We start from the raw sequence: 23669 nt of genomic DNA on the forward strand, positions 1-23669 counted from the left end.
ATACAGATAAAAAAATCCCCGCCGTTTGGCAGGGATTCAGAATTTTGAGCTTTTTAAGCTTACAGGCTGGTTACGTTGCCAGCTGCCGGGCCTTTAGCGCCGCTTTCGATGGTGAAGGAAACTTTCTGACCTTCGTCCAGAGATTTGTAGCCATCGTTCTGGATAGCAGAGAAGTGTACGAACACGTCTTTAGAGCCATCGTCAGGAGTGATGAAGCCGAAACCTTTGTCAGCGTTGAACCATTTTACGATACCAGTCATTTTACCGGACATAGTGTATTACCTTTTAAAAAATAAGTGTGCCTTTCGGCGATATGGCGTGCTTTACAGATTTTTTAACAGTAAAGGAAATGCTCACTACGAAGGGTATCAACGATAACTCTTGAAGGGACTTGCCTTACTAACTGCTGTAATGGTCTGTACGTCAAACCGTTGAGGGCATTAACTCATTTTACGCATGTGGATGCAACTACTATTTTCTTTTTTGTGGATAACCTTCGTAAGAGAACGGCCCTGTTACAGGACCGTTCTTGAGCAAAATTGAAAAATAGTTCAATCCATCAGTTGCTTACTTAACCTAGGGTCTGCCTGAATCAGGCGCATTAACTTCAATTCGGTAGTGGAAGGCTTTACGCGTTTAGACTCCCATTCATGAACCATCGCGACCGTCACGCCCATCACTCGGGCAAAATCATCTGTTTTTAAACCTGTCCCTCGTCGTAGCTGTTCAAATTCGGTGAAAGGGTTGGTTTTTTGCGGCAGAGTGACCGTCTGCGATACATCTTTAAAAACAATCTGCTCCAGACTGCTTAGCAGTTCAAACATAGGATCTTTGTATTCCATTGAGAACTCCTACAAATCACACAGCGGGATCGTGAATTTCTTCGAAGCTCATTAAGAGTAGTCGGAAAAAATGAAGCCGGATTTAAGGTTTGCGTGATGGATTCGTTTCAGCGGATCGCAGGTGACAATCTATTGCTGGCTAACGAACTGATAAAGGTCAGGATCTCCGAACGATCGATTCCGATTGTAAAGATGACTAAAATATGACGCCGAGTGGTAAATGCAGCATTGTTTAGCAAAACGAACGGTGGCGGGAACGGTTATTTTCCCCCACAAGATTACGCGGAAAGGGTATCTTGCGGGGCTGACCTGGACTATCCTTGTCAACGTCAGGCACGCGGGTGTCGTTGTGCGCATTTTTGGGTGAAAGGAGTATTAAAATGGCGACAGGTAAGTCCTGCTCTCGCTGGTTTGCGCCTGTTTTGGCGCTCTTAATGGTAGTTGGCCTGAGTGGGTGTTTTGATAAAGAAGGCGATCAACGCAAAGCGTTTATCGATTTTCTGCAGAATACTGCAATGCGTAGCGGAGAGCGTTTACCAACGCTGACCGCCGATCAGAAAAAACAGTTTGGCCCGTTTGTGTCCGATTACGCGATTCTGTATGGCTATTCGCAGCAGGTTAATCAGGCGATGGACTCCGGTCTGCGCCCGGTGGTTGATAGCGTAAATGCGATTCGTGTTCCTCAGGATTATGTGACTCAGCGTGAGCCGCTGCGTCAGGCAAATGGTGCACTAGGTGTATTAGGGCAACAGTTGCAGAATGCGAAACTACAGGCAGATGCTGCGCATGGCGCGCTGAAGCAGGGCGAAGATCTGAAGCCGGTCTTTGATCAGGTGTACAACAAAGTTGTTACTGCACCAGCAGAGGCCTTACAGCCGCTGATCCCTGCCGCGCAAATTTTCACGCAGCAGTTGGTGCAGGTTGGTGATTTTGTGGCGCAGCAGGATACACAGGTGAGCTTTGTCGCCAACGGTATCCAGTTCCCAACGTCACAGCAGGCAAGTCAGTACAATACGCTGATTGGCCCGTTGGCTGCTCAGCATCAGGCATTTAATCAGGCCTGGACTGCTGCGGTGAATGCCGCTCAGTAATTAAGATACGGTAATGCATGAAAGGCCGGGTGAGCGTAAGCGCTACCCGGCCTTTTGTTTATGATGCGACCTGCGGGTTTACGCAGTTCTTCTCAACGCGTCCTTGCAGCGCATCGATTAAGTTATCCACCGCACAGGCCGCCATGTTGTAGCGCGTTTCGTGTGTGGCTGAACCAATGTGCGGTACGGCCACCACGTTGGGCAGTGACAGTAGCGGTGAGTCTACCGATAATGGCTCTTGCTCAAATACATCCAGGCCAGCGGCATGAATTTCGCCTTTTTGCAGGGCAGCAATCAACGCTTTTTCATCGACCACCGGGCCACGTCCGGCGTTAATAAAAATGGCGGAAGACTTCATTTTTGCAAACTGCTCGGTGCTGAACAGATGATGCGTTTCGTCGGTTAACGGCAGGATCAGGCAGACAAAATCAGACTCCTGCAACAGCGTATCGAGGTCGCAGTAACGTGCATTGAAGCGTTCTTCTGCTTCCTGATGGTGACGGCGCGCATTATAGAGAATCGGCATGCTAAAGCCGAAATGCGCACGTTGTGCCAGCGCCAGCCCAATGCGGCCCATACCGACAATCCCCAGCGTTTTGTGGTGTACATCGGTACCAAACCAGTCCGGTCCGATACTTTTGGTCCATTCGCCAACCTTTACCCGTTCGGCAACTTCCACTACGCGGCGTGCGGTGCTTAACACCAGCGCCATTACCGTATCGGCGACGGTTTCCGTCAGCACGGTTGGCGTGTGCATCAACAGCACCTTACGCGCGTTGAGGGCATCGACGTCGAAGTTGTCATAGCCTACGGAAATCGTGGATGTCGCACGCAGCCTGGGCATTTTCTCCAGCAGAGCGGTATTGACGGCTTCACTGGAGCCCAGTAGACCTTCTGCATTGGCAAAAGCGTCGGCGTGCTGTGCGACCGTTTCCGGGCGCAGGTTAGGCACCTGAGTCACAGTAAAATGTTCTTCCAGGCGATGCAGTAAATCGTCAGGTAACGCTTTATAGAGAATAATGGACGGCTTCATGCGAATCTCCGTAAGTTAAAATTTAAGCGTGGCGTGCGCCAATAGGTAGCTGTTGATTATTAGCAGGCTTAACAATGAGAGTTAGCCACACTGAGACAAAAAGCGCTACCCCCATAAAAATGTACGAGGCGGACGGGCTGCCGGTAGCGCCATTGAGGTAGCCGACAAACCATGATCCAAAGAATGAACCTAGCGCGCCCATACTGTTGATCAGCGCCATTGCCCCACCGGCGACGTTGCGCGGCAGCATTTCCGGGATGATGGCGAAGAAGGGACCATAGGGGGCATACATTGCCGCGCCTGCAATAACCAACAGCGTGTAAGAAATCCAGAAGTGGTCTGCGCCTACGGCCCAGGAGCCGATAAACGCGAAAGCGGCTATTAATAACAGTGGCCAGACAAACAGCTTACGGTTTTGCAGCTTATCGGACGCCCAGGAGACGAGGATCATCGCCGCCGTTGCCGCCAGATACGGTACGGATGACAGCCAACCAACTTCCACCATCCCCAGATTTGCACCGCCGTTGCGGATAATCGACGGCAGCCACAGGACAAAACCATAGACGCCAATACTCCAGGCGAAATACTGCATACACAGCAGGATGACGTTACGTGAGCGGAAAGCCTCGCTATAGTTACGTACGGCTTTGATGCCTTGCTGCTCTTTTTCCAGTTGTGCCTGAAGCGCGGCTTTTTCAGATTCTGACAGCCAACCGACCTGAGACGGTTTGTCTTTTACCAGCACCCACCAGCAGAACGCCCAGATGATGGCCGGGAAGCCCTCGATGATGAACATTTCTCGCCAGCCCAGCGCCTGAATCAGGTAACCGGAAACCACGGACATCCACAGAACGGTGACCGGATTACCGAGGATCAGGAAAGTGTTTGCGCGCGAGCGTTCAGATTTCGTAAACCAGTTGCTGATATAAATCAGCATTGCCGGCATCACGGCGGCTTCAACGACGCCAAGAATAAAGCGGATGGCGGCAAGCATTGGAATATTGCTGACCATGCCGGTTAACGACGCGCATGCGCCCCAGAGGATCAGACAGACAAAAATCAGTTTTCGTACGCTGCGTCGTTCAGCGTAAATTGCGCCCGGGATCTGAAAGAAGAAATAGCCGAGGAAAAACAGCGCGCCCAGCAGGGAAGAGATCCCCTTGGTAATGCCGAGGTCTTCGTTGATACCGGCGGCGGAGGCGAAGCTGAAGTTCGCGCGATCAAGGTACGCCAGGCTATACGTGATAAACACGATTGGCATGATGTACCACCAGCGTTTTGCTGCATTAGTTGAGCTATTCATAGACTGCCCTCTGGTTATGCTGATACGCCGCCTCTGTATGTAGGGTACAGAGTTGGCCGGGAGTTTATTCCCCTAATTGTTCACGTGTGGGTAATCCTTCGCTGTCGCCCTGAACCTGAATGGCCAGTGCGCCAATTTTATTGCCGCGTGTCACCGCCTGATGCACCGAGTGGCCTTCCAGCAGGGCGCTAATAACGCCCACGGCAAAGCCATCGCCTGCGCCGACCGTATCGACCACGTTGTCGACTTTTACCGGTGCCACGCAGCCTTGTTCGCCGCTGGCGGTTTTGTACCAGGCGCCATCAGCCCCGGTTTTGACGATCACAGCCTTCACCCCATGGCGCAGATAAAAGTCGGCGATGGCTTCAGGCGTCTGCTGACCGGTTAAAATCATGCCCTCTTTTAACCCAGGTAAAACCCAGTCAGCCTGAAATGCCAGGCGGTTCAGTTTTTCCACCATTTCGGCTTCGCTTTTCCACAATACCGGGCGCAAATTTGGGTCAAAGGAGATGGTTTTCCCTTGGGCTTTCAGCGTGCGGGCGGTATGCGCCAGAAGTTCATAGGAACTGGCAGAAAGCGCGGCTGCCACGCCGCTCAGGTGCAAGTGACGTGCGCTGGCAAAATAGTTCTCGTGGTAATCCTCAATGCTGAGGTGGCTGGCAGCGGAACCTTTACGGAAATATTCCACAATGGGATCGGTTCCATTTTCGACCTTAGATTTAAGCTGAAAGCCAGTAGCGTAACGCCCGTCCTGGGTGACTCCCTGCGCATCAATCCCTTCTTTTTCCAGCGACTTAACGATAAAACGTCCAAAACTGTCGTTGCCTACACGGCTCACCCAACCGACCTTCAGGCCCAGACGGGCAAGACCGGTCGCCACGTTGAGCTCCGCGCCTGCAACGCGCTTGATAAACTGCTCCACATCCGCCAGTTCGCCGGTTTGCGTGGCGACAAACATCGCCATCGCTTCACCAATAGTGACCACATCCAGTGAATTTTTCATGCGTTACTCCTCGCGTAACAGCTCGACGTAGCGGCGGGTAACCGCCGCCAAATCCTGCCCTTCCAGGGGGAACTCAATGCCGCGTGGGACATCGTTGGGCAGCGTTTTTAGCAGCGCCAGCCAGCGCGGATCGGCGGTATCTGGCGGTACGGCGCGGTAGCTGTCGCGATGTGCAACTGCGGCTTTGACATGGATATACCCAACGGTTGACGCCAGGTTCTGCGCCGCCAGTTGCGGGGAGTCGCCCACCCACAGCCAGTTGCCCATATCGAAGGTTAAAGATATCGGCAGGTTTTGCGCCTGACAGGCTTCGTTAAAGCGCTGCATCGGCTGCAGGCGTCCGCAGTCGGTCTGATCGTTCTCGACAACCAGCTCCATTCCGCTGTTGTCCAGCCATTGGCGTAGAACGTCGAACTGTTCGGTATGGGAAAAATGGCCGAGGGAGACTTTTAACCACAGTGCCTGCAAGGCCTGCGCTTCCTCAAGTAGTTCTGGAAGACGGGGGTTGAGGCTACCGTCCTCAAGGAACAACGGTTCAGGCGCAGAGTAACAGGCCAGCAGGCCGAAGATTTCGATCGCAGAGGCCATCGTGGACAGCGTCTTCAGCTCAACGTCGGTTAATAGCTCGCGGCGGATTTCGACGCCGTCAGCACCGGCTTCAGCGATGATGGGCAGCATTGCCGTTTGCCCGCCTGCGGCCCGTACCTGGTCGTGCCCATAAGCGGCGGTGACCACCATAATTTTTCTTTTCATGGAAACTCCAGACTAGCGTTCTTGTTATAACGCTAGATGGAACCGGTTCCAAAGAAAAGCCTATGATGTCGAATTTATGATCACCATCACGAAGGTAATTTAACGGCAGGTAGAGCCGCGCACGATCAGCTCGCCGGAGAAGACCTGCTCCTGAATGGCCGCAGAGCCGCCATCGATCCGGCGCACAACCTGCTCAACGGCGGTGTAACCAATCTGCCAGGTGGGTTGTTTCAATGTGGTAATACCAACGCCCGCCAGCTCGGCCCATTCCAGCTCGTCAAAACCGAGTAGGCCAATGTCGCTCCCCCAGTTGAGGCCAATGCGTTTCAGGGCGCGGGCTACTTGTAGCGTGAGGGCACCGTTGGCAGAGATAACGGCTTTGCGCATTCCACGATGCTGCTGGTGAAACTGGCGCAGGGTGTCGTCCAGTTGCGTATTGTCCGTGAGCGGGACTTCGGCATTTTGCGCGATCACGCCGGGGTATTGCGTGAGCGTGGCACGAAAAGCGCTCAGGCGTTCGCGGCGGGTATTCACCATGCCGAGTGGTTCGCTGAGGAACAGGATGGCTTCAAAACCTTGCTCTACCAGATGCTCGGTGGCAACCGTTGCCGCCTGGGTGTTATCCAGCCCGACCATATCACAGGCGAAATCGGGAATTTTACGGTCAATCAGCACCATCGGCAGCGCAGACTGTTGCAGGCGGTTCAGCCCCTCTTCGCGCATCCCGACGGCGTTGACCACAATCCCTTCGACCTGGTAGCTGCGCAGCAGGTCGAGATAATGCAGTTCCTGATCCACTTCGTTGTTGGTGTTACACACCAGCGGGGTAAAGCCTTTATCGCGACAGGCGGCTTCAATACCACTTAGCACGTTGACGGAGTAGGGATTAGTAATATCGGCGATGATCAGGCCAATCAGGCGGGTACGACCATGTTTCAGGCCTCTTGCCATCAGGCTGGGACGGTAGTCGAGATCGGCAATGGCTTGTTCAATGCGGGCCAGCAGCGCGTCGGAAAGCAGGTGCTTTTCACCGTTGAGATAACGTGAAATGCTGGTCTTGCCGGTTTTTGCAGCTTTCGCCACATCGCTGATGGTTGCCCGTGTTGATTTGCTCATCGCTGATTTCCCTGAATTTGGTGACAACACCTTAACGCGAAAATCAACGATGGCAAGTGCTTCATGCCGGATGGATACGGTCTGCTTCCATCCGGCACAAAACGTTACTGGATCGGGCTTAAGGTAATTTCTACGCGGCGGTTTTGCGCTTTACCTTCCGCTGTGCTGTTACTGGCGATCGGATTTGCCGGGCCCATACCCTGAGTGCGGATGCGGTTAGCTGCGACCCCTTGAGTGATCAAGGCGCTGGCTACGGAGTCTGCGCGCTGCTGTGACAGACGCATATTCAGATCCTGGCTGCCGGTGCTGTCGGTGAAGCCCAGCACGTTGACGGCGGTTTTATTGTACTCTTTCAGTACCATCGCCACGCCGGTCAGGGTGTTAGCACCCGCAGGCTTCAGGTTGGCACTGCTGCTGTCGAAGGTGACGTTGTTTGGCATGTTCAGAATGATGTTATCGCCACTGCGCGTCACGCTGACGCCCGTTCCCTGCATTTTTTCGCGCAGTTTCGCTTCCTGCACGTCCATGTAATAGCCGATACCACCGCCAACGGCCGCGCCAGCCGCTGCGCCAATCAGTGCGCCTTTGCCGCGATCTTTCTTCGAAGAAGAGAGTGCGCCAATGCCCGCGCCGACCAGAGAGCCAATACCTGCGCCAATGCCGGATTTACCCGCTTCGCGTTCGCCGGTGTAAGGGTTTGTTGTGCAGCCAGAAACCGCCAGGGCGCCGCTCACGATGGCAGCAATAACAAATACACGTTTCTTCATCTTAATTCCTTAATGACTTTTTCTTCTTTGCCACAGCGACCGTGGCGGTTGATTATGACGTGTGAACATGAAGAAAATTCCAGGGAAGACTCTGAAATTTGTAAGTAACATTGAACGGCATAATAAATAATCCGTCACATCGCATTCAGGAGCGCCATCTTGGCTAATTCACCCGCACATTACTCGGTGTTAACCGCCGCCCACTGGGGACCAATCCTCGTCGACACTGATGGTGAGACGGTTTTCTCCTCGCGTGGCGCGCTGCCCACCGCTCATCCCAACTCTTTGCAAACCGTGGTGCGCGACCAGGTTCACAGTAAAACGCGGGTACGTTTTCCGATGGTGCGTAAAGGGTTTCTCGCCTCGCCGGAAAACCCACAGGGCGTACGTGGGCAGGATGAGTTTGTTCGTGTCAGTTGGGACGACGCGCTGAATCTTATCCATACGCAGCATAAACGCATCCGTGACAGCTACGGCCCGGCCTCAATTTTTGCCGGTTCGTACGGCTGGCGTTCCAACGGCGTGTTACACAAAGCGGCGACCCTGTTACAGCGTTATATGGCGCTGGCGGGCGGTTATACCGGGCATCTGGGGGATTACTCGACGGGGGCTGCGCAAGCGATCATGCCGTACGTGGTGGGCGGGAACGAAGTTTACCAGCAGCAAACCAGCTGGCCGGTGGTGCTGGAGAACAGCGAGGTGGTGGTGTTGTGGAGCGCCAATCCGCTGAATACCCTGAAGATTGCCTGGAACGCGTCCGATGAGCAGGGCCTCGCGTACTTTGAGGCATTGCGCGACAGCGGTAAACGGTTGATCTGTATCGATCCGATGCGATCGGAAAGCGTCGATTTCTTTGGCGATAAGATGGAATGGATTGCCCCGCATATGGGGACCGACGTAGCGCTGATGCTGGGCATCGCGCATACGCTGGTGGAAAACGGCTGGCATGACGAGGACTTTCTCTCCCGGTGTACTACCGGATATGACCGTTTTGCCGACTATCTGCTGGGTAAATCTGACGATGTTGCAAAAACGGCAAAATGGGCGGCAGAGATTTGTGGTATTCCGGCAGCGAAGATACGCGAACTTGCAGCGATATTTCACCAAAATACCACCATGCTGATGGCCGGATGGGGCATGCAGCGCCAACAGTATGGCGAGCAGAAACACTGGATGATTGTCACCCTGGCCGCCATGCTCGGACAAATCGGGACGCCAGGCGGCGGTTTTGGGCTGTCGTACCATTTTGCCAACGGCGGCAACCCAACGCGCCGGGCTGCGGTGCTGGCTTCAATGCAGGGCAGCGTTAAAGGCGGCACCGACGCGGTAGATAAAATCCCGGTGGCGCGAATTGTCGAAGCGCTGGAAAATCCCGGCGGTTTTTACCAGCACAACGGCATGGACCGCCATTTCCCGGACATCCGTATGCTGTGGTGGGCGGGTGGCGCTAACTTCACCCATCATCAGGACACTAACCGTTTAATTCGCGCCTGGCAAAAACCGGAGCTGGTGGTCATCTCGGAGTGTTTCTGGACCGCAGCAGCAAAGCATGCTGATATCGTGCTGCCAGCAACCACCTCCTTTGAGCGTAATGATTTGACCATGACTGGCGATTACAGCAACCAGCACCTGGTGCCGATGAAGCAGGTCGTACCGCCGCAGGACGAAGCGCGAAATGATTTTGATGTCTTTGCCGAGCTGAGTGAGCGCTGGGAAAAGGGCGGATATGAACGGTTCACCGAAGGTAAAAGCGAACTGGCGTGGCTGGAGACTTTTTACAATATTGCCGGGCAACGTGGGGCCAGTCAGCAGGTGACATTGCCGCCTTTCGCCGAGTTTTGGCAGCGCAACGCCCTGATCGAAATGCCGGAAAACGCCGCCAGCGCACAGTTTATCCGTTTTGCGGATTTTCGCCGCGACCCGCAGGCGCATCCGCTGAAAACGGACAGCGGCAAAATTGAAATCTACTCCGCGAGGATTGCAGGTTACGGCTACGCGGACTGCGCGGGACACCCGATGTGGCTGGAGCCGGATGAGTGGTTCGGTAACGCTGAACCGGACCAGCTACAGCTGCTTTCCGCCCACCCGGCGCACCGTTTGCATAGTCAGCTTAACTACAGTGCGCTACGTGAGCAGTACGCGGTAGCGGATCGTGAGCCGATAACGATTCATCCGCAGGACGCCCACGCGCGCGGCATTGCGGATGGCGATACGGTCAGGGTGTGGAACCAGCGCGGGCAAGTTCTGGCGGGCGCGGTGGTGACGGCGGGTATTAAACCCGGCGTCATCTGTATTCATGAAGGCGCCTGGCCTGATTTGGATCTCGCAGCGAACGGTATTTGTAAAAATGGCGCCGTCAACGTGCTGACCAAAGATCTCCCCAGCTCGAAGCTGGGGAATGGCTGCGCGGGCAACACCGCGCTGGCGTGGCTTGAAAAATATAGCGGACCAACGTTGGCGCTTACGGCGTTTGATCCGCCTGCCAGCCCATAATCCACGTGGGGTGGTGAGTCTCTTCCTGCCATGCGCCGTCTTCAATACGAAAACCCAGCGCATGGTAGAAGTTCACCGCTGATTGATTCTTCTGGTATACCTCAAGGCTGAGTATCGAAAAGCGCTGCTGGACATGCTGCACCAGCGCTTTGCCGATCCCGCTTCTGATGGCGGCAGGTGCGACAAACAGCGCGCCGAGAAAGCGGTCGTCAATCACGCTGGCAAAGCCTTTGAGCTCGCCTTCTTCTTCCCAAACCCAGGTTTGCGCGGCTGGCAGATAAACATCCCGCACCACGGATTCACTTTCGCGCCAGTAGCGCTCTTCGATAAATGGATGGGCATGGATTGTGCTTTCCATCCACAGCGCCAGAATTGACGGCAGATCTTCAGCCTTGGATTCACGAATCATGTTGTTCTCCCGGATAACAGATGCAGCTGGTGACATGGTCGTTGACCAGGCCGCACGCCTGCATAAAGGAGTAACAAATGGTGGTGCCGACAAACTTAAATCCGCGTTTTTTTAACGCTTTAGACAGCGCGTCTGACGCAGGCGTGGAGGTGGGAATATCGCTCAGATTGGCGGCGTGAGTCACTTGCGGTTGGTTATCAACAAATGACCAGACGAATTCGCTAAACGACTCTCCGTTTTGCGCCATCGTCAGAAAAGCGCGAGCGTTGCCGATAATGGCCTGAATTTTTCCGCGATGACGAATAATGCCGGCATCCAGTACCAGCCTTTCCACATCCTCTTCGGTCATGGCCGCCACTTTTTCCGGGTCAAAATGGTGGAAGGCGTGGCGATAGTTTTCCCGTTTCTTGAGCACGGTAATCCACGATAACCCGGCCTGCTGGCCCTCAAGGCAGATCATTTCGAACAGCTTTTTACCATCGGTTTCGGGGACGCCCCATTCCTTGTCGTGGTAGGCAATGTAAAGTGGGTCCTGGCTGACCCATCCGCAACGCTGCATATTCTTCCTCGCTGTTTTTACTGGCGTAAAAATTTCATTCGGCCCGCCTTGACGCGCCAGCTAAAAAGACAATATTTAATACAGGGCCTGATGGGCCCAATATCCTTCACACAATGACAATAATATCGCCGAATTCGGCTCTTTTCTGGAGTCGCGTTGATGATTATAAGAAACAGTAGTGGTCGCCAAAGGTTAACTCTGGCGAGCGTCGTAGTTTGTGCGCTGTCCATCAATACAGCATATGGCTGGCAACAAGAATATATCGTTGATGCGATGTCAGGGCATACGGCTGAACGTTATACATGGGACAGCGATCACCAACCACGTTATAACGACATTCTGGAAGAACGTATTCGTTCCACTCAGAACGTGGCGGGTCCCGTGGTGAATCTGGCGGATGAGACGCCTATGGATGCGACCAGCGGCATGAGTATGGGCTGGAACTTCCCGCTTTCAAGGCAGGTGACAACTGGTCCGGTTGCCGCGCTGCATTATGACGGTTCAACCACATCTACTTACAACGAATTTGGCGATAGCGCGACGTCGGTAACGCAGAACGATCCGCTGTGGCATGCCAGCGTGAGTTCGTTGGGTTGGCGTGTCAATTCGCAGTTCGGTGATGTGCGTCCGTGGGCGCAAATCAGCTATAACCAGCAGTTTGGCGAGAATATCTGGAAGGCGCAGTCGGGTCTCAGCCGCATGTCAGCAGCGGGTCAGGACGGTAACTGGGTGGATGTCACCGTCGGTGCAGATATGCTGTTGAACCCGCACATGGCGGCTTACGCGGCGCTTTCGCAGGCGGAAAACAGTACCAACAACAGCGACTATATGTACACCATGGGAGTGAGCGCCAAATTTTAACGTAAGTAATCAGCATATAAACATCTTGATTACATGTTGAGATCAACAATCACACGCACTCCAGCGATAGCGTGTACTAACTCATGCGATAAAATTCAGTAACCCGACTTTTTGTCTCGTCATTCATTCCGCATTCCAGGCATTTCATTCCGTCCTGGCGGCATTTCATGCCGTTTTCTCCTGCTCATAAAAGCGCTTCGGTATGGTTGTTGGCAGAGAATTTCCCATTTTGTTTATGCAGGAAGACTGCCATGAAAACTTCTGATTATCAGCGTACCCGCTGGCTGACACTGATCGGCACCATCATTACCCAATTTGCTTTAGGTTCTGTTTATACCTGGAGCCTGTTTAACGGTGCGCTCTCTTCTAAGCTTGATGCGCCGGTGAGTCAGGTTGCCTTTTCCTTTGGCCTGCTGAGCCTCGGGCTGGCAATTTCTTCTTCCGTCGCCGGGAAACTGCAGGAACGTTTTGGCGTGAAACGCGTCACCATGGCCTCCGGTATTTTACTGGGTGTCGGCTTCTTCTTAACCGCCCACTCTGACAGCCTGATTATGCTGTGGCTGAGCGCCGGTGTATTGGTCGGTCTGGCGGATGGCGCAGGCTACCTGTTAACACTTTCCAACTGTGTAAAATGGTTCCCTGAGCGTAAAGGGCTGATTTCCGCCTTTGCCATCGGTTCTTACGGTCTTGGCAGCCTCGGTTTTAAATTCATCGACAGCCAACTGTTGAGCACTGTGGGTCTGGAAAAAACCTTCATGATTTGGGGCGCGATTGTGCTGGTGATGATCGTCTTTGGCTCCACGCTGATGAAAGACGCGCCGAATCAGGAAGTGAAAACGAAAAATGGCGTGGTTGAGAATGACTACACCCTGGCGCAGTCCATGCGTAAACCGCAGTACTGGATGCTGGCAGTGATGTTCCTGACGGCGTGTATGAGTGGACTATATGTGATTGGCGTGGCGAAAGATATTGCACAAAGCCTGGCGCATATGGATGTGGCAACGGCGGCAAATGCGGTTACCGTCATTTCTATCGCTAACCTGTCAGGTCGTCTGGTTCTGGGGATTCTGTCCGACAAAATCTCTCGTATTCGCGTTATCACCATTGGGCAGGTCGTTTCGCTGGTCGGTATGGCGGCACTGCTGTTCGCCCCGCTGAATGATGCGACCTTCTTCGCGGCGATTGCCTGTGTAGCATTTAACTTTGGCGGTACCATCACCGTGTTCCCGTCACTGGTGAGCGAGTTCTTCGGTTTGAATAACCTTGCTAAAAACTACGGCGTCATTTACTTAGGTTTCGGTATCGGCAGCATTTGTGGTTCCATTATCGCCTCGCTGTTCGGCGGTTTCTATGTGACCTTCTGCGTTATCTTTGCGCTGTTAATCATCTCACTGGCACTCTCCACCACCATCCGCCAGCCACAGCGTAGCGTATATACCGAGGCGCACGCCTAAACCTATTAGTAGTCTGATTAATACCTGGCGCATATATTTACAAAAATATATGCGCCATTTGCATTCTCCATAAGCACTTTTTCCCCCTCCTGTGGTCTACTTACCCGCGCCCGTAGACATTTCACTTCTGCTGTTGTCGCATTTTCCCCTGCCTGGTCTGTTTGACTACTGCTCAGGGTGTTTTAATCCCGATTCCCAGGGTTTGTTTGCATGAGATATATTAAGTCGATGACGCAGCAGAAACTCAGTTTCCTGCTGGCAATCTATATCGGTTTGTTTATGAACTGTGCTGTATTTTTCCGGCGCTTTAGCGGATATGCACACGAGTTTACCGTCTGGAAAGGACTCTCTGCGGTTGTTGAATTAGCCGGCACTGTGCTGGTGACCTTCTTTTTACTACGACTTCTCTCTTTATTTGGTCGGCGCGCCTGGCGTGTCCTGACAACGTTAGTGGTGCTGTGTTCTGCCGGTGCCAGCTATTACATGACCTTCCTGAACGTGGTAATTGGTTACGGTATTATTGCCTCCGTAATGACCACGGATATTGATTTATCGAAAGAAGTGGTTGGCTGGCATTTTGTCGTGTGGCTGGTTTCGGTCAGCATTTTACCGTTGGTTCTGATTTGGAGTAATCGCTGCCGCTATACCCTGATGAAACAGATCCGTACGCCTGGCATGAGATGGCGCAGCGTGGCGGTAGTTTTACTGGCTGGTCTGATGGTATGGGTCCCGATTCGCCTGCTGAGCATGCAACAGAGAAGCGTTGAGCGAGCAACGGGAATCGATTTACCCAGCTATGGCGGGGTAGTGGCGAATTCCTATCTGCCGTCAAACTGGCTCTCCGCGCTGGGTCTGTACGCCTGGGCACAGGTGGATGAATCCTCAGACAACAAATCGTTGATGAACCCGGCGAAGAAGTTTACCTATGTTGCACCCAAAAACCTCGACGACACCTATGTGGTCTTTATTATCGGCGAAACGACCCGCTGGGATCATATGGGGATTTTTGGCTATGAGCGTAATACCACGCCAAGGCTCGCCCAGGAGAAAAATCTGGCCGCCTTCCGTGGATATTCCTGTGATACGGCAACCAAACTTTCGCTGCGTTGCATGTTTGTGCGTGAGGGTGGGGCAGAAGAAAACCCGCAGCGTACTCTGAAAGAACAAAACGTCTTCTCCGTGCTCGGCCAGTTAGGGTTCAAGACCGATCTTTACGCGATGCAAAGCGAGATGTGGTTCTATAGTAACACCATGGCGGAGAACATCGCCTATCGTGAGCAGATTGGCGCAGAGCCGCGCAACCGTGGCAAGAACGTTGACGATATGCTGTTGATTACCGAGATGCAGCAGTCTCTGCAAAATAATGAAGATGGTGGCAAACATCTGATTATTCTGCATACCAAGGGCTCGCATTTTAACTACACCCAGCGCTATACCCGTGATTATGCGCAGTGGAAGCCGGAATGTGTCAATGTTGATAGCGGTTGCTCGAAAGCTGAGATGATCAACTCATTCGATAACTCGGTAACCTATGTTGATCACTTTATTACCAAAGTGTTTGATCAGCTACGCGATAAGAAAGCGATCGTGTTTTACGCCGCCGATCACGGTGAGTCGATTAACGAGCGCGAGCATCTGCACGGTACGCCGCGTAAAATGGCGCCACCTGAGCAGTTCCGCGTTCCTATGATGGTGTGGATGTCTGACAAATATCTGGAAGACCCCGACCATGCGAAGGCGTTTGCACACCTTAAGCAAGAAGCTGATATGAAGGTGCCGCGTCGTCATGTGGAACTGTACGACACCATTTTGGGTTGCCTCGGTTATACCTCGCCAAATGGCGGTATTAACGAGAATAATAACTGGTGCCGTATCCCGGACGCGAATAAGGCGACAGCCCAGTAACTGAGCTGCTGACTTTCTCGCCGATCAAATGGCATTTTGATACTAAGGGATTGACGGGCGCGCAGCTGAGCAGTAAGATGCGCCCCGCATTCGGTGATTGGCGCAGCCTGGTAGCGCACTTCGTTCGGGACGAAGGGGTCGGAGGTTCGAATCCTCTATCACCGACCAAATTAGAAAAGCCCGCTCTCTGAGCGGGTTTTTTGCATTTGTGGCTTTTGTAGGCCTGATAAGCGAAGCGCCATCAGGCAAAACATCACGCTATAACAGACACTGCCGGATGCGGCGCAGGCGCCTTATCCGGCCTACAGGCGAAGCGCCATCAGGCAAAACATCACGCTATAACAGACATTGCCGGATGCGGCGCAAGCGCCTTATCCGGCCTACAGGCGAAGCGCTGGCAGGGCGTATTTTTTGTTTTTCCGACCCCACGTTTGACCTTCATTTTATCTGCAAAAATTGTGCACCACTTCCCACTGACTGTTAACGATTCTGTGACATATTCCATTGCCTTTTTTTATATTTGCTTGAAACTTTTTTTGCGCTACTTATGGCTGAAGCTGGCATTTTCCGCTGTGCGCTTTAACGTTCATGGTATTAATCGCTCAGATATGCAGCATTAATTTAGAAAGTTTGAATAAATTGCATAAATGTTAATCACCAAATGTTGCGAAATATGAAGATGTTTATTCTGGCATAGTACGCGTAGCACAAATTTCCCTGCTGAAAATGTCCTTCCGCACTTTTTTTAATCTTTGTTTGTGAATTCTCACCGTTGGCGTAAATCACGGTGACCTGTATTGACGTTTTCACATTCTGTTGACAGATTGTAGGGTATGAGGGGCATTTCATGGAGAATCCGCACTGCAACTCAGTCGCTTATGTGAACGGAATCCCCATCCTCTTAACGCCGACCCGGCCGGGTAAAAAACAAAAAAGGCCAGGCGGTGCAAACCCACTGCAAAGGGTAAAACAACAAACATCACATTGGAGCAGAAGAATGAGTATTTCCTTGAAGAAGTCAGGGATGCTGAAGCTTGGTCTGAGCCTGGTGGCTATGACCGTCGCAGCAAGCGTACAGGCTAAAACTCTGGTTTATTGTTCAGAAGGATCTCCTGAAGGCTTTAACCCGCAGCTTTTCACCTCTGGCACCACCTATGATGCCAGCTCCGTACCGATCTATAACCGCCTGGTCGAGTTCAAAACCGGTACGACTGAAGTGATCCCGGGCCTTGCTGAGAAGTGGGAAATCAGCGAAGACGGCAAAACCTACACTTTCCACCTGCGTCAGGGCGTGAAGTGGCAGGACAACAAAGAATTTAAACCGACGCGCGATTTTAACGCCGATGACGTGGTGTTCTCTTTCGATCGTCAGAAAAATGCCCAGAACCCGTACCATAAAGTCTCTGGCGGCAGCTATGAATACTTCGAAGGGATGGGTCTGCCGGATCTGATCTCCGAAGTGAAAAAAGTGGACGATAAAACCGTTCAGTTCGTGCTGACTCGCCCGGAAGCGCCGTTCCTGGCTGACCTGGCGATGGACTTCGCTTCTATTCTTTCCAAAGAATATGCTGACAACATGCTGAAAGCCGGTTCTCCGGAGAAAGTGGATCTGAATCCAATTGGTACCGGTCCGTTCCAGCTGCAGCAGTACCAGAAAGACTCCCGTATTCTGTATAAAGCATTCGAAGGTTACTGGGGCACCAAGCCGCAGATCGACCGTCTGGTCTTCTCCATTACGCCTGACGCTTCCGTGCGTTACGCCAAACTGCAGAAGAACGAGTGCCAGGTGATGCCGTACCCGAACCCGGCAGACATCGCGCGCATGAAGCAGGATAAAAACATCAACCTGATGGAGCAGGCGGGTCTGAACGTGGGCTACCTCTCTTTCAACACCGAGAAGAAACCGTTTGATGACGTGAAAGTCCGTCAGGCGCTGACCTACGCGGTAAACAAAGAAGCGATCATCAAAGCGGTTTATCAGGGCGCTGGCGTTGCCGCGAAAAACCTGATCCCGCCGACCATGTGGGGCTATAACGACGACGTTAAAGACTACACCTACGATCCTGAGAAGGCTAAAGCGCTGCTGAAGGAAGCTGGTCAGGACAAAGGCTTTACCGTTGAGCTGTGGGCTATGCCTGTACAGCGTCCATATAACCCGAACGCACGTCGTATGGCAGAAATGGTTCAGGCTGACTGGGCGAAAATTGGCGTTCAGGCCAAGATTGTGACCTACGAGTGGGGCGAGTATCTGAAACGCGCCAAAGCGGGTGAGCATCAGGCGGTGATGATGGGTTGGACCGGTGACAACGGGGATCCGGACAACTTCTTCGCGACCTTGTTCAGCTGTGCGGCAGCGAAAGACGGTTCTAACTACTCTCGCTGGTGCTACAAGCCGTTTGAAGACCTGATCCAGCCGGCGCGTGCGACCGACGATCACAACAAACGTATTGAACTGTACAAGCAAGCTCAGGTTGTTATGCACGACCAGGCTCCGGCTCTGATTGTTGCTCACTCCACCGTGTACGAACCAGTGCGTAAAGAAGTGAAAGGCTATGTGGTTGATCCATTAGGCAAACACCACTTCGAAAATGTCTCTGTCGAATAATTAAAAGCAATTCAGGAAGCGCTGCGCCCCGGTATTGTGTAGGCCGGATAAGCGCAGCGCCCTCCGGTGTAATGCTTTACCCGCGATGCAGTTTGCGTGGGATAAGATTTGTGAGCAATACAGACTCACGGTTCCAGGCCGTGCGTCATTAGAGAGAATCCGGGTTATGTTGCAGTTCATTCTCCGACGTTTGGGACTCGTCATCCCCACGTTTATCGGTATCACTCTTCTCACCTTTGCCTTTGTCCATATGATCCCCGGCGATCCGGTTATGATCATGGCGGGTGAACGTGGGATCTCCCCTGAGCGTCATGCTCAACTGTTGGCTGAACTCGGTCTGGATAAGCCGATGTGGCAGCAGTACCTCCACTATATCTGGGGGGTTATGCATGGTGATTTAGGTATCTCACTGAAAAGCCGCTTACCGGTGTGGGAAGAGTTCGTACCTCGCTTCAAAGCAACGCTGGAACTCGGCGTCTGCGCGATGATTTTCGCCGTCGCAGTGGGTATCCCAGTGGGTGTACTTGCTGCCGTTAAGCGCGGCTCCATTTTCGATCACACGGCAGTTGGCCTGGCGCTGACCGGTTACTCTATGCCGATTTTCTGGTGGGGCATGATGCTGATCATGCTGGTTTCCGTGCAGTTGAACCTGACGCCAGTTTCTGGGCGGGTGAGCGACATGGTGTTCCTTGATGATTCCAATCCGCTAACCGGCTTTATGCTGATCGACACCGCCATCTGGGGTGAAGAGGGCAACTTTATTGATGCGTTGGCGCATATGATCCTGCCTGCGATGGTGCTGGGTACCATTCCCCTGGCGGTCATTGTGCGTATGACCCGTTCATCGATGCTGGAAGTGCTGGGTGAAGATTACATCCGTACCGCGCGCGCCAAAGGCCTGACCCGTATGCGCGTCATCATTATTCACGCTCTGCGTAACGCGATGCTGCCCGTGGTGACCGTTATCGGCCTGCAGGTTGGTACGCTGCTGGCCGGGGCGATTCTGACCGAGACCATCTTCTCGTGGCCGGGGCTGGGGCGCTGGCTGATCGATGCGCTGCAACGCCGCGATTATCCGGTGGTGCAGGGCGGGGTGCTGCTGGTCGCGACGATGATTATTCTCGTCAACCTGCTGGTAGACCTGCTGTACGGCGTGGTGAACCCGCGTATTCGGCATAAGAAGTAAGGGGCCATCATGTCACAGGTTACTGAAAATAAAGTTATTGCTGCACCGGTGCCGATGACTCCGCTGCAGGAGTTCTGGCACTATTTTAAACGCAACAAAGGTGCGGTTGTTGGGCTGGTGTACGTTGTGGTGATGATCCTGATTGCGGTCTTTGCCAACGTCCTCGCACCCTACAACCCGGCAGACCAGTTCCGCGATACGCTGCTGGCTCCTCCCGCGTGGCAGGACGGCGGTACCATGGCGCATCTGTTTGGTACTGATGATGTAGGCCGCGACGTGTTGTCCCGCCTGATGTACGGTGCGCGTCTGTCGCTGTTGGTCGGCTGTCTGGTGGTAGTACTCTCCCTGCTGATGGGCGTGGTTCTTGGGCTGATCGCCGGTTACTTTGGCGGGATTGTTGATAACGTCATCATGCGTGTGGTCGATATCATGCTGGCATTGCCGAGCCTGTTGCTGGCGCTGGTGCTGGTGGCGGTATTTGGCCCCTCGATTGGCAACGCCGCGCTGGCGCTGACGTTCGTGGCATTGCCGCACTATGTCCGTTTGACGCGCGCCGCCGTGCTGGTGGAGGTTAACCGCGACTACGTCACAGCATCTCGCGTGGCGGGAGCCGGCGCGATGCGCCAGATGTTCGTCAACATTCTTCCTAACTGTCTTGCGCCGCTGATTGTTCAGGCGTCGCTTGGCTTCTCTAACGCCATTCTCGATATGGCTGCCCTCGGCTTCTTGGGGATGGGCGCACAGCCGCCTACGCCGGAATGGGGCACCATGCTCTCTGACGTTCTGCAGTTTGCCCAAAGCGCCTGGTGGGTTGTGACCTTCCCGGGGCTGGCGATCCTGTTGACGGTGCTGGCATTTAACCTGATGGGTGACGGTCTGCGTGACGCGCTCGATCCCAAACTGAAGCAGTAAGAGGTTCGAGATGGCGTTATTAAATGTAGATAAATTATCGGTGCATTTCGGCGACGTAGGTTCCGAATTCCGCGCCGTAGACCGCATTAGCTACAGTGTGAATCAGGGTGAAGTGGTTGGCATTGTAGGAGAGTCCGGCTCTGGTAAGTCCGTCAGTTCGCTGGCGATTATGGGACTGATTGACTACCCAGGCCGCGTTATGGCCGAAAATCTGGAGTTTAATGGTCGCGACCTGAAGCGCATCTCTGAGAAAGAGCGTCGCCAGTTAGTGGGCGCGGAAGTGGCGATGATCTTCCAGGACCCGATGACCAGCCTTAACCCCTGCTACACCGTCGGCTACCAGATTATGGAAGCTATTAAAGTGCACCAGGGCGGCAACAAAAAAACGCGTATTCAGCGGGCAATAGACCTGCTGACGCTGGTGGGTATCCCCGATCCGGCCTCACGTCTGGATGTATATCCTCACCAGTTGTCCGGTGGGATGAGCCAGCGCGTGATGATCGCGATGGCGATAGCCTGTCGTCCGAAACTGCTGATTGCCGACGAACCGACAACGGCGCTGGATGTGACTATTCAGGCGCAGATCATCGAGCTACTGCTGGAATTGCAGCAAAAAGAGAACATGGCGCTGGTCTTAATCACGCACGATCTGGCGCTGGTGGCTGAAGCGGCACACAAAATCATCGTGATGTACGCCGGCCAGGTGGTAGAAACCGGAGCCGCGCAGGATATTTTCCGCGCGCCGCGTCATCCTTACACCCAGGCGCTGCTGCGCGCGCTGCCGGAGTTTGCTCAGGATAAAGCACGTCTGGCCTCGCTGCCGGGCGTGGTTCCCGGGAAATACGACCGCCCGAGCGGCTGTTTGCTGAACCCACGCTGCCCCTATGCGACCGACAAATGCCGCGCTGAAGAACCTGAACTGAACCTGCTGGAAGGCGGTCGTCAGTCGAAATGCCACTACCCACTTGATGATGCCGGGAGGCCTGGGCTATGAGTACGCAAAAGGCCGCTTTGCCACAGCCGCTGTTGCAGGCTATTGATCTGAAAAAACACTACCCGGTGAAAAAGGGCATGTTCGCCCCGGAGCGCCTGGTGAAAGCGCTGGACGGCGTCTCCTTTACCTTAGAGCGTGGTAAAACGCTGGCGGTGGTAGGCGAGTCGGGCTGTGGGAAATCCACCCTTGGCCGCCTGCTGACGATGATTGAAGTCCCGACCGGCGGTGAGCTGTATTACCAGGGACAGGATCTGCTTAAGCACGACCCGCAGGCGCAAAAGCTGCGTCGGCAGAAAATCCAGATTGTATTCCAGAACCCGTACGGTTCCCTGAACCCGCGTAAAAAAGTGGGACAGATTCTGGAAGAGCCGCTGCTGATCAACTCCACGCTCAGCAAAGAGGAGCGTCGTGAAAAAGCGCTGGCGATGATGGCGAAAGTGGGGCTGAAAACCGAACACTACGACCGCTATCCGCATATGTTCTCCGGCGGTCAGCGTCAGCGTATTGCCATCGCTCGCGGTCTGATGCTTGACCCGGACGTGGTGATTGCCGATGAACCGGTCTCAGCGCTGGACGTTTCGGTGCGTGCGCAGGTGCTGAATCTGATGATGGATTTGCAGCAGGAACTGGGGCTGTCATACGTCTTTATCTCGCACGACCTGTCGGTGGTCGAGCACATTGCCGATGAAGTGATGGTGATGTATTTAGGCCGCTGCGTGGAGAAAGGGACGAAGGACCAAATCTTCAATAATCCGCGTCATCCGTACACGCAAGCGCTGCTCTCCGCAACGCCGCGTCTGAACCCGGACGATCGCCGTGAGCGTATCAAGCTGACCGGTGAACTGCCAAGCCCGCTGAATCCGCCGCCGGGCTGCGCGTTTAATGCCCGCTGCCGTCGTCGCTTTGGTCCGTGTACCCAGCTTCAGCCGCAGTTGAAAGATTACGGCGGTCAACTGGTGGCGTGTTTTGCCGTTGACCAGGATGAGAACCCACAGCAATAAACCTGGGTTATGACCCGATAACCGGAGCCTTGTGCTCCGGTTTTTTTATATTTTCTCTTTACGTCCACAATGTGAGTCCTTTGGCAGAACATTATTCCACAGCGTCTAGAATGTAGTCAGATTTCCTCTAGTCACAGAAATATCTATTTCGCAGTTGCTAACTACCAGGAGCAAATGTGGTCACGATACGCTGGGATATTAAAACAATTGATCGTCTGTCGATGGTTGAGGATGTCCTGAAGGAGTTTTCCTGCTGTGATATCAATATCATCTCCATGAAAGTCACGCCTGGGCGGATCCTGATTAAATCCTGGTGCCGCCAGCTACAGGATATTTCCTGTGTGCAATCCTGTTTAAGCCAGCGCGCCGATATTATTCATGTCGCTTACCTCTGTGAGGAGATAAGTGAGCTGTCAACGCCGGAGCCGGAACGACCGCGCTATTTCTCTGACATTATTTGCAGCAGCCAGAGCATGCACGCGCTTATCGAAAAGGCGATAAAAATTGCCGACAGCAAATATACCGTTCTGATCCGTGGCGATACGGGGACCGGTAAAGAGCTGCTGGCCCGGGCTATCCATAATTCCGGGCAGCGACGTTTTTATCCGTTTATTCCGGTCAACTGCTCTGCGCTACCTGAGTCGCTAATGGAGAGTGAATTCTTTGGCTATGAGAAAGGGGCTTTCAGCGGCGCGGATTGTAAAGGCAAAAAAGGGCTGTTTGAAATGGCCGATAAAGGCACCCTTTTTCTCGATGAGTTTGGCGAAATGTCGCTGAGCTTACAGGCTAAACTCCTGCGCGTGCTTCAGGATGGCGGGATTCGGCGCGTTGGCGGAGCGCATATTATTCCGGTCAATGTGCGCATTATTGTGGCAACCAATGCCAATCTGGAAGAGATGGTGGAACAACGTCTGCTGCGCGCCGATCTCTATTACCGCATCAACGTGCTTTCACTGACCATTCCACCTTTGCGCGAGCGCCCACAGGATATCAGCCTGCTGATTCGCCACTTTGTGCAGAAATACGCGAAGGAATTCCAGCGGCGGATCATTCTGGATAAAGCCTGTTTTGATGCCCTGCACCATCACACCTGGCCGGGAAACGTGCGCGAACTGGAAAATACCATTATTCGCCTGATGCTGATGGCGGAATCCGATGTTATTACGCGGGAAGAATTAGGGATGGTGAATTTGCCTGCCGTTGAGCGGGGCGCGACAGAACGTCCTTTTAAAGAGCAGGTTCTCTGCGCTGAACGCCAGCTCATTGAACAGATGGTGGAAGATAATGTGTCGTCACGGCATATCGCCAAAGCGCTGGGTGTGTCGCACACCACGGTGCTGAATAAAATTCGCGGCTATCAGCTGGAGAGTGTGGGTTAAGCG

At 53.4% G+C, this 23669-nt stretch carries 21 protein-coding genes and 1 tRNA gene; 12 read left to right on the forward strand and 10 right to left on the reverse strand.

Going from position 1 to position 23669, the window contains the following annotated elements:
• Positions 1 to 59: 59 nt before the first annotated feature.
• Positions 60 to 272, reverse strand: a complete 213-nt coding sequence (gene cspE, locus OGY33_RS00910; protein ID WP_000014594.1) for a transcription antiterminator/RNA stability regulator CspE — start codon at positions 270 to 272, stop codon at positions 60 to 62.
• A 279-nt stretch (positions 273 to 551) separates the two neighbouring features.
• Positions 552 to 842, reverse strand: coding sequence for an HTH-type transcriptional regulator (locus OGY33_RS00915; RefSeq protein ID WP_003827383.1), 291 nt, complete (start codon positions 840 to 842; stop codon positions 552 to 554).
• Positions 843 to 1222: 380 nt separating this feature from the next.
• On the opposite strand from OGY33_RS00915, the gene OGY33_RS00920 reads away from it, so the two are divergent.
• Positions 1223 to 1933 (forward strand): DUF3053 domain-containing protein, encoded by a 711-nt coding sequence (locus OGY33_RS00920; protein ID WP_003827386.1) that lies wholly within the window; start codon positions 1223 to 1225, stop codon positions 1931 to 1933.
• 58 nt (positions 1934 to 1991) lie between these two features.
• Here OGY33_RS00920 and ghrB read toward each other — a convergent pair whose 3' ends face one another.
• From ghrB to OGY33_RS00950, 6 genes are all read right to left on the reverse strand, one after another.
• Positions 1992 to 2966, reverse strand: a complete 975-nt coding sequence (gene ghrB, locus OGY33_RS00925; protein ID WP_048227295.1) for a glyoxylate/hydroxypyruvate reductase GhrB — start codon at positions 2964 to 2966, stop codon at positions 1992 to 1994.
• Between the two features lie 22 nt (positions 2967 to 2988).
• Positions 2989 to 4269, reverse strand: coding sequence for an MFS transporter (locus OGY33_RS00930; protein WP_003827389.1), 1281 nt, complete (start codon positions 4267 to 4269; stop codon positions 2989 to 2991).
• Between the two features lie 64 nt (positions 4270 to 4333).
• Positions 4334 to 5272 (reverse strand): sugar kinase, encoded by a 939-nt coding sequence (locus tag OGY33_RS00935; protein ID WP_048215329.1) that lies wholly within the window; start codon positions 5270 to 5272, stop codon positions 4334 to 4336.
• A 3-nt stretch (positions 5273 to 5275) separates the two neighbouring features.
• Complete coding sequence (locus OGY33_RS00940) at positions 5276 to 6025, reverse strand: sugar phosphate isomerase/epimerase family protein (RefSeq protein WP_079934331.1); 750 nt, start codon at positions 6023 to 6025, stop codon at positions 5276 to 5278.
• Between the two features lie 99 nt (positions 6026 to 6124).
• Positions 6125 to 7141: a LacI family DNA-binding transcriptional regulator gene (locus tag OGY33_RS00945; protein ID WP_103014700.1), complete on the reverse strand. Its 1017-nt coding sequence runs from the start codon at positions 7139 to 7141 to the stop codon at positions 6125 to 6127.
• Positions 7142 to 7245: 104 nt separating this feature from the next.
• Positions 7246 to 7908: an OmpA family lipoprotein gene (locus tag OGY33_RS00950; protein ID WP_003827397.1), complete on the reverse strand. Its 663-nt coding sequence runs from the start codon at positions 7906 to 7908 to the stop codon at positions 7246 to 7248.
• 159 nt (positions 7909 to 8067) lie between these two features.
• Between OGY33_RS00950 and OGY33_RS00955 the strand changes: the two genes are divergently transcribed.
• Complete coding sequence (locus OGY33_RS00955) at positions 8068 to 10401, forward strand: molybdopterin guanine dinucleotide-containing S/N-oxide reductase (protein ID WP_048215333.1); 2334 nt, start codon at positions 8068 to 8070, stop codon at positions 10399 to 10401.
• Here the strand turns inward: OGY33_RS00955 and OGY33_RS00960 are convergent.
• Both OGY33_RS00960 and tag read right to left on the reverse strand, forming a co-directional pair.
• The gene (locus OGY33_RS00960; RefSeq protein ID WP_003827401.1) at positions 10370 to 10810 is read right to left on the reverse strand and encodes an N-acetyltransferase; all 441 of its coding nucleotides are present in this window, start codon (positions 10808 to 10810) and stop codon (positions 10370 to 10372) included. The two genes, OGY33_RS00955 and OGY33_RS00960, sit on opposite strands and share 32 nt — an antisense overlap.
• Positions 10800 to 11369 (reverse strand): DNA-3-methyladenine glycosylase I, encoded by a 570-nt coding sequence (tag, locus tag OGY33_RS00965; protein WP_103014702.1) that lies wholly within the window; start codon positions 11367 to 11369, stop codon positions 10800 to 10802. The genes OGY33_RS00960 and tag overlap by 11 nt, the downstream gene beginning before the upstream one ends.
• A gap of 159 nt (positions 11370 to 11528) precedes the next feature.
• On the opposite strand from tag, the gene OGY33_RS00970 reads away from it, so the two are divergent.
• The 10 genes from OGY33_RS00970 to OGY33_RS01015 all read left to right on the forward strand — a co-directional run bounded on the left by OGY33_RS00970 (position 11529) and on the right by OGY33_RS01015 (position 23666).
• Positions 11529 to 12230, forward strand: a complete 702-nt coding sequence (locus tag OGY33_RS00970) for an autotransporter outer membrane beta-barrel domain-containing protein (protein WP_003827405.1) — start codon at positions 11529 to 11531, stop codon at positions 12228 to 12230.
• Positions 12231 to 12481: 251 nt separating this feature from the next.
• Positions 12482 to 13684 (forward strand): L-lactate MFS transporter, encoded by a 1203-nt coding sequence (locus tag OGY33_RS00975; protein ID WP_020996062.1) that lies wholly within the window; start codon positions 12482 to 12484, stop codon positions 13682 to 13684.
• 210 nt (positions 13685 to 13894) lie between these two features.
• Positions 13895 to 15589 (forward strand): kdo(2)-lipid A phosphoethanolamine 7''-transferase, encoded by a 1695-nt coding sequence (eptB, locus tag OGY33_RS00980; protein WP_032945323.1) that lies wholly within the window; start codon positions 13895 to 13897, stop codon positions 15587 to 15589.
• Positions 15590 to 15680: 91 nt separating this feature from the next.
• A tRNA-Pro gene (locus OGY33_RS00985) sits at positions 15681 to 15757 on the forward strand.
• Between the two features lie 829 nt (positions 15758 to 16586).
• Positions 16587 to 18194 carry a dipeptide ABC transporter periplasmic-binding protein DppA gene (gene dppA, locus OGY33_RS00990; RefSeq protein WP_003827414.1) on the forward strand — a complete coding sequence of 536 codons (1608 nt, stop codon included), beginning with the start codon at positions 16587 to 16589 and terminating at the stop codon, positions 18192 to 18194.
• Positions 18195 to 18360: 166 nt separating this feature from the next.
• Positions 18361 to 19380 carry a dipeptide ABC transporter permease DppB gene (gene dppB, locus OGY33_RS00995; RefSeq protein ID WP_032945322.1) on the forward strand — a complete coding sequence of 340 codons (1020 nt, stop codon included), beginning with the start codon at positions 18361 to 18363 and terminating at the stop codon, positions 19378 to 19380.
• A gap of 9 nt (positions 19381 to 19389) precedes the next feature.
• Positions 19390 to 20292 (forward strand): dipeptide ABC transporter permease DppC, encoded by a 903-nt coding sequence (gene dppC / locus OGY33_RS01000; RefSeq protein ID WP_048215338.1) that lies wholly within the window; start codon positions 19390 to 19392, stop codon positions 20290 to 20292.
• A 10-nt stretch (positions 20293 to 20302) separates the two neighbouring features.
• Positions 20303 to 21286, forward strand: coding sequence for a dipeptide ABC transporter ATP-binding protein (gene dppD / locus OGY33_RS01005; protein ID WP_003024317.1), 984 nt, complete (start codon positions 20303 to 20305; stop codon positions 21284 to 21286).
• Positions 21283 to 22287, forward strand: a complete 1005-nt coding sequence (gene dppF, locus OGY33_RS01010; RefSeq protein WP_003827418.1) for a dipeptide ABC transporter ATP-binding subunit DppF — start codon at positions 21283 to 21285, stop codon at positions 22285 to 22287. Before dppD ends, dppF begins: the two co-directional genes overlap by 4 nt.
• A gap of 176 nt (positions 22288 to 22463) precedes the next feature.
• On the forward strand, positions 22464 to 23666 hold the full coding sequence (locus OGY33_RS01015; protein ID WP_048215339.1) for a sigma-54 interaction domain-containing protein: 1203 nt from the start codon (positions 22464 to 22466) through the stop codon (positions 23664 to 23666).
• Positions 23667 to 23669: the final 3 nt, after the last annotated feature.

Source organism: Citrobacter sp. Cpo032 (genome assembly GCF_030332975.1).
In the GTDB taxonomy this organism is placed as follows: domain Bacteria; phylum Pseudomonadota; class Gammaproteobacteria; order Enterobacterales; family Enterobacteriaceae; genus Citrobacter; species Citrobacter portucalensis.

Coding starts and splice junctions, on each gene's coding strand:
- OGY33_RS00970 (WP_003827405.1), top strand. CDS start 11,529: ATGATTATAAGAAACAGTAGTGGTCGCCAAAGGTTAACTCTGGCGAGC.
- eptB (WP_032945323.1), top strand. CDS start 13,895: ATGAGATATATTAAGTCGATGACGCAGCAGAAACTCAGTTTCCTGCTG.
- OGY33_RS00945 (WP_103014700.1), bottom strand. CDS start 7,141: ATGAGCAAATCAACACGGGCAACCATCAGCGATGTGGCGAAAGCTGCA.
- dppA (WP_003827414.1), top strand. CDS start 16,587: ATGAGTATTTCCTTGAAGAAGTCAGGGATGCTGAAGCTTGGTCTGAGC.
- OGY33_RS00950 (WP_003827397.1), bottom strand. CDS start 7,908: ATGAAGAAACGTGTATTTGTTATTGCTGCCATCGTGAGCGGCGCCCTG.
- tag (WP_103014702.1), bottom strand. CDS start 11,369: ATGCAGCGTTGCGGATGGGTCAGCCAGGACCCACTTTACATTGCCTAC.
- dppB (WP_032945322.1), top strand. CDS start 18,361: ATGTTGCAGTTCATTCTCCGACGTTTGGGACTCGTCATCCCCACGTTT.
- ghrB (WP_048227295.1), bottom strand. CDS start 2,966: ATGAAGCCGTCCATTATTCTCTATAAAGCGTTACCTGACGATTTACTG.
- OGY33_RS00935 (WP_048215329.1), bottom strand. CDS start 5,272: ATGAAAAATTCACTGGATGTGGTCACTATTGGTGAAGCGATGGCGATG.
- OGY33_RS00975 (WP_020996062.1), top strand. CDS start 12,482: ATGAAAACTTCTGATTATCAGCGTACCCGCTGGCTGACACTGATCGGC.
- OGY33_RS00930 (WP_003827389.1), bottom strand. CDS start 4,269: ATGAATAGCTCAACTAATGCAGCAAAACGCTGGTGGTACATCATGCCA.
- OGY33_RS00920 (WP_003827386.1), top strand. CDS start 1,223: ATGGCGACAGGTAAGTCCTGCTCTCGCTGGTTTGCGCCTGTTTTGGCG.
- dppC (WP_048215338.1), top strand. CDS start 19,390: ATGTCACAGGTTACTGAAAATAAAGTTATTGCTGCACCGGTGCCGATG.
- dppF (WP_003827418.1), top strand. CDS start 21,283: ATGAGTACGCAAAAGGCCGCTTTGCCACAGCCGCTGTTGCAGGCTATT.
- OGY33_RS00915 (WP_003827383.1), bottom strand. CDS start 842: ATGGAATACAAAGATCCTATGTTTGAACTGCTAAGCAGTCTGGAGCAG.
- dppD (WP_003024317.1), top strand. CDS start 20,303: ATGGCGTTATTAAATGTAGATAAATTATCGGTGCATTTCGGCGACGTA.
- OGY33_RS00940 (WP_079934331.1), bottom strand. CDS start 6,025: ATGAAAAGAAAAATTATGGTGGTCACCGCCGCTTATGGGCACGACCAG.
- OGY33_RS00960 (WP_003827401.1), bottom strand. CDS start 10,810: ATGATTCGTGAATCCAAGGCTGAAGATCTGCCGTCAATTCTGGCGCTG.
- cspE (WP_000014594.1), bottom strand. CDS start 272: ATGTCCGGTAAAATGACTGGTATCGTAAAATGGTTCAACGCTGACAAA.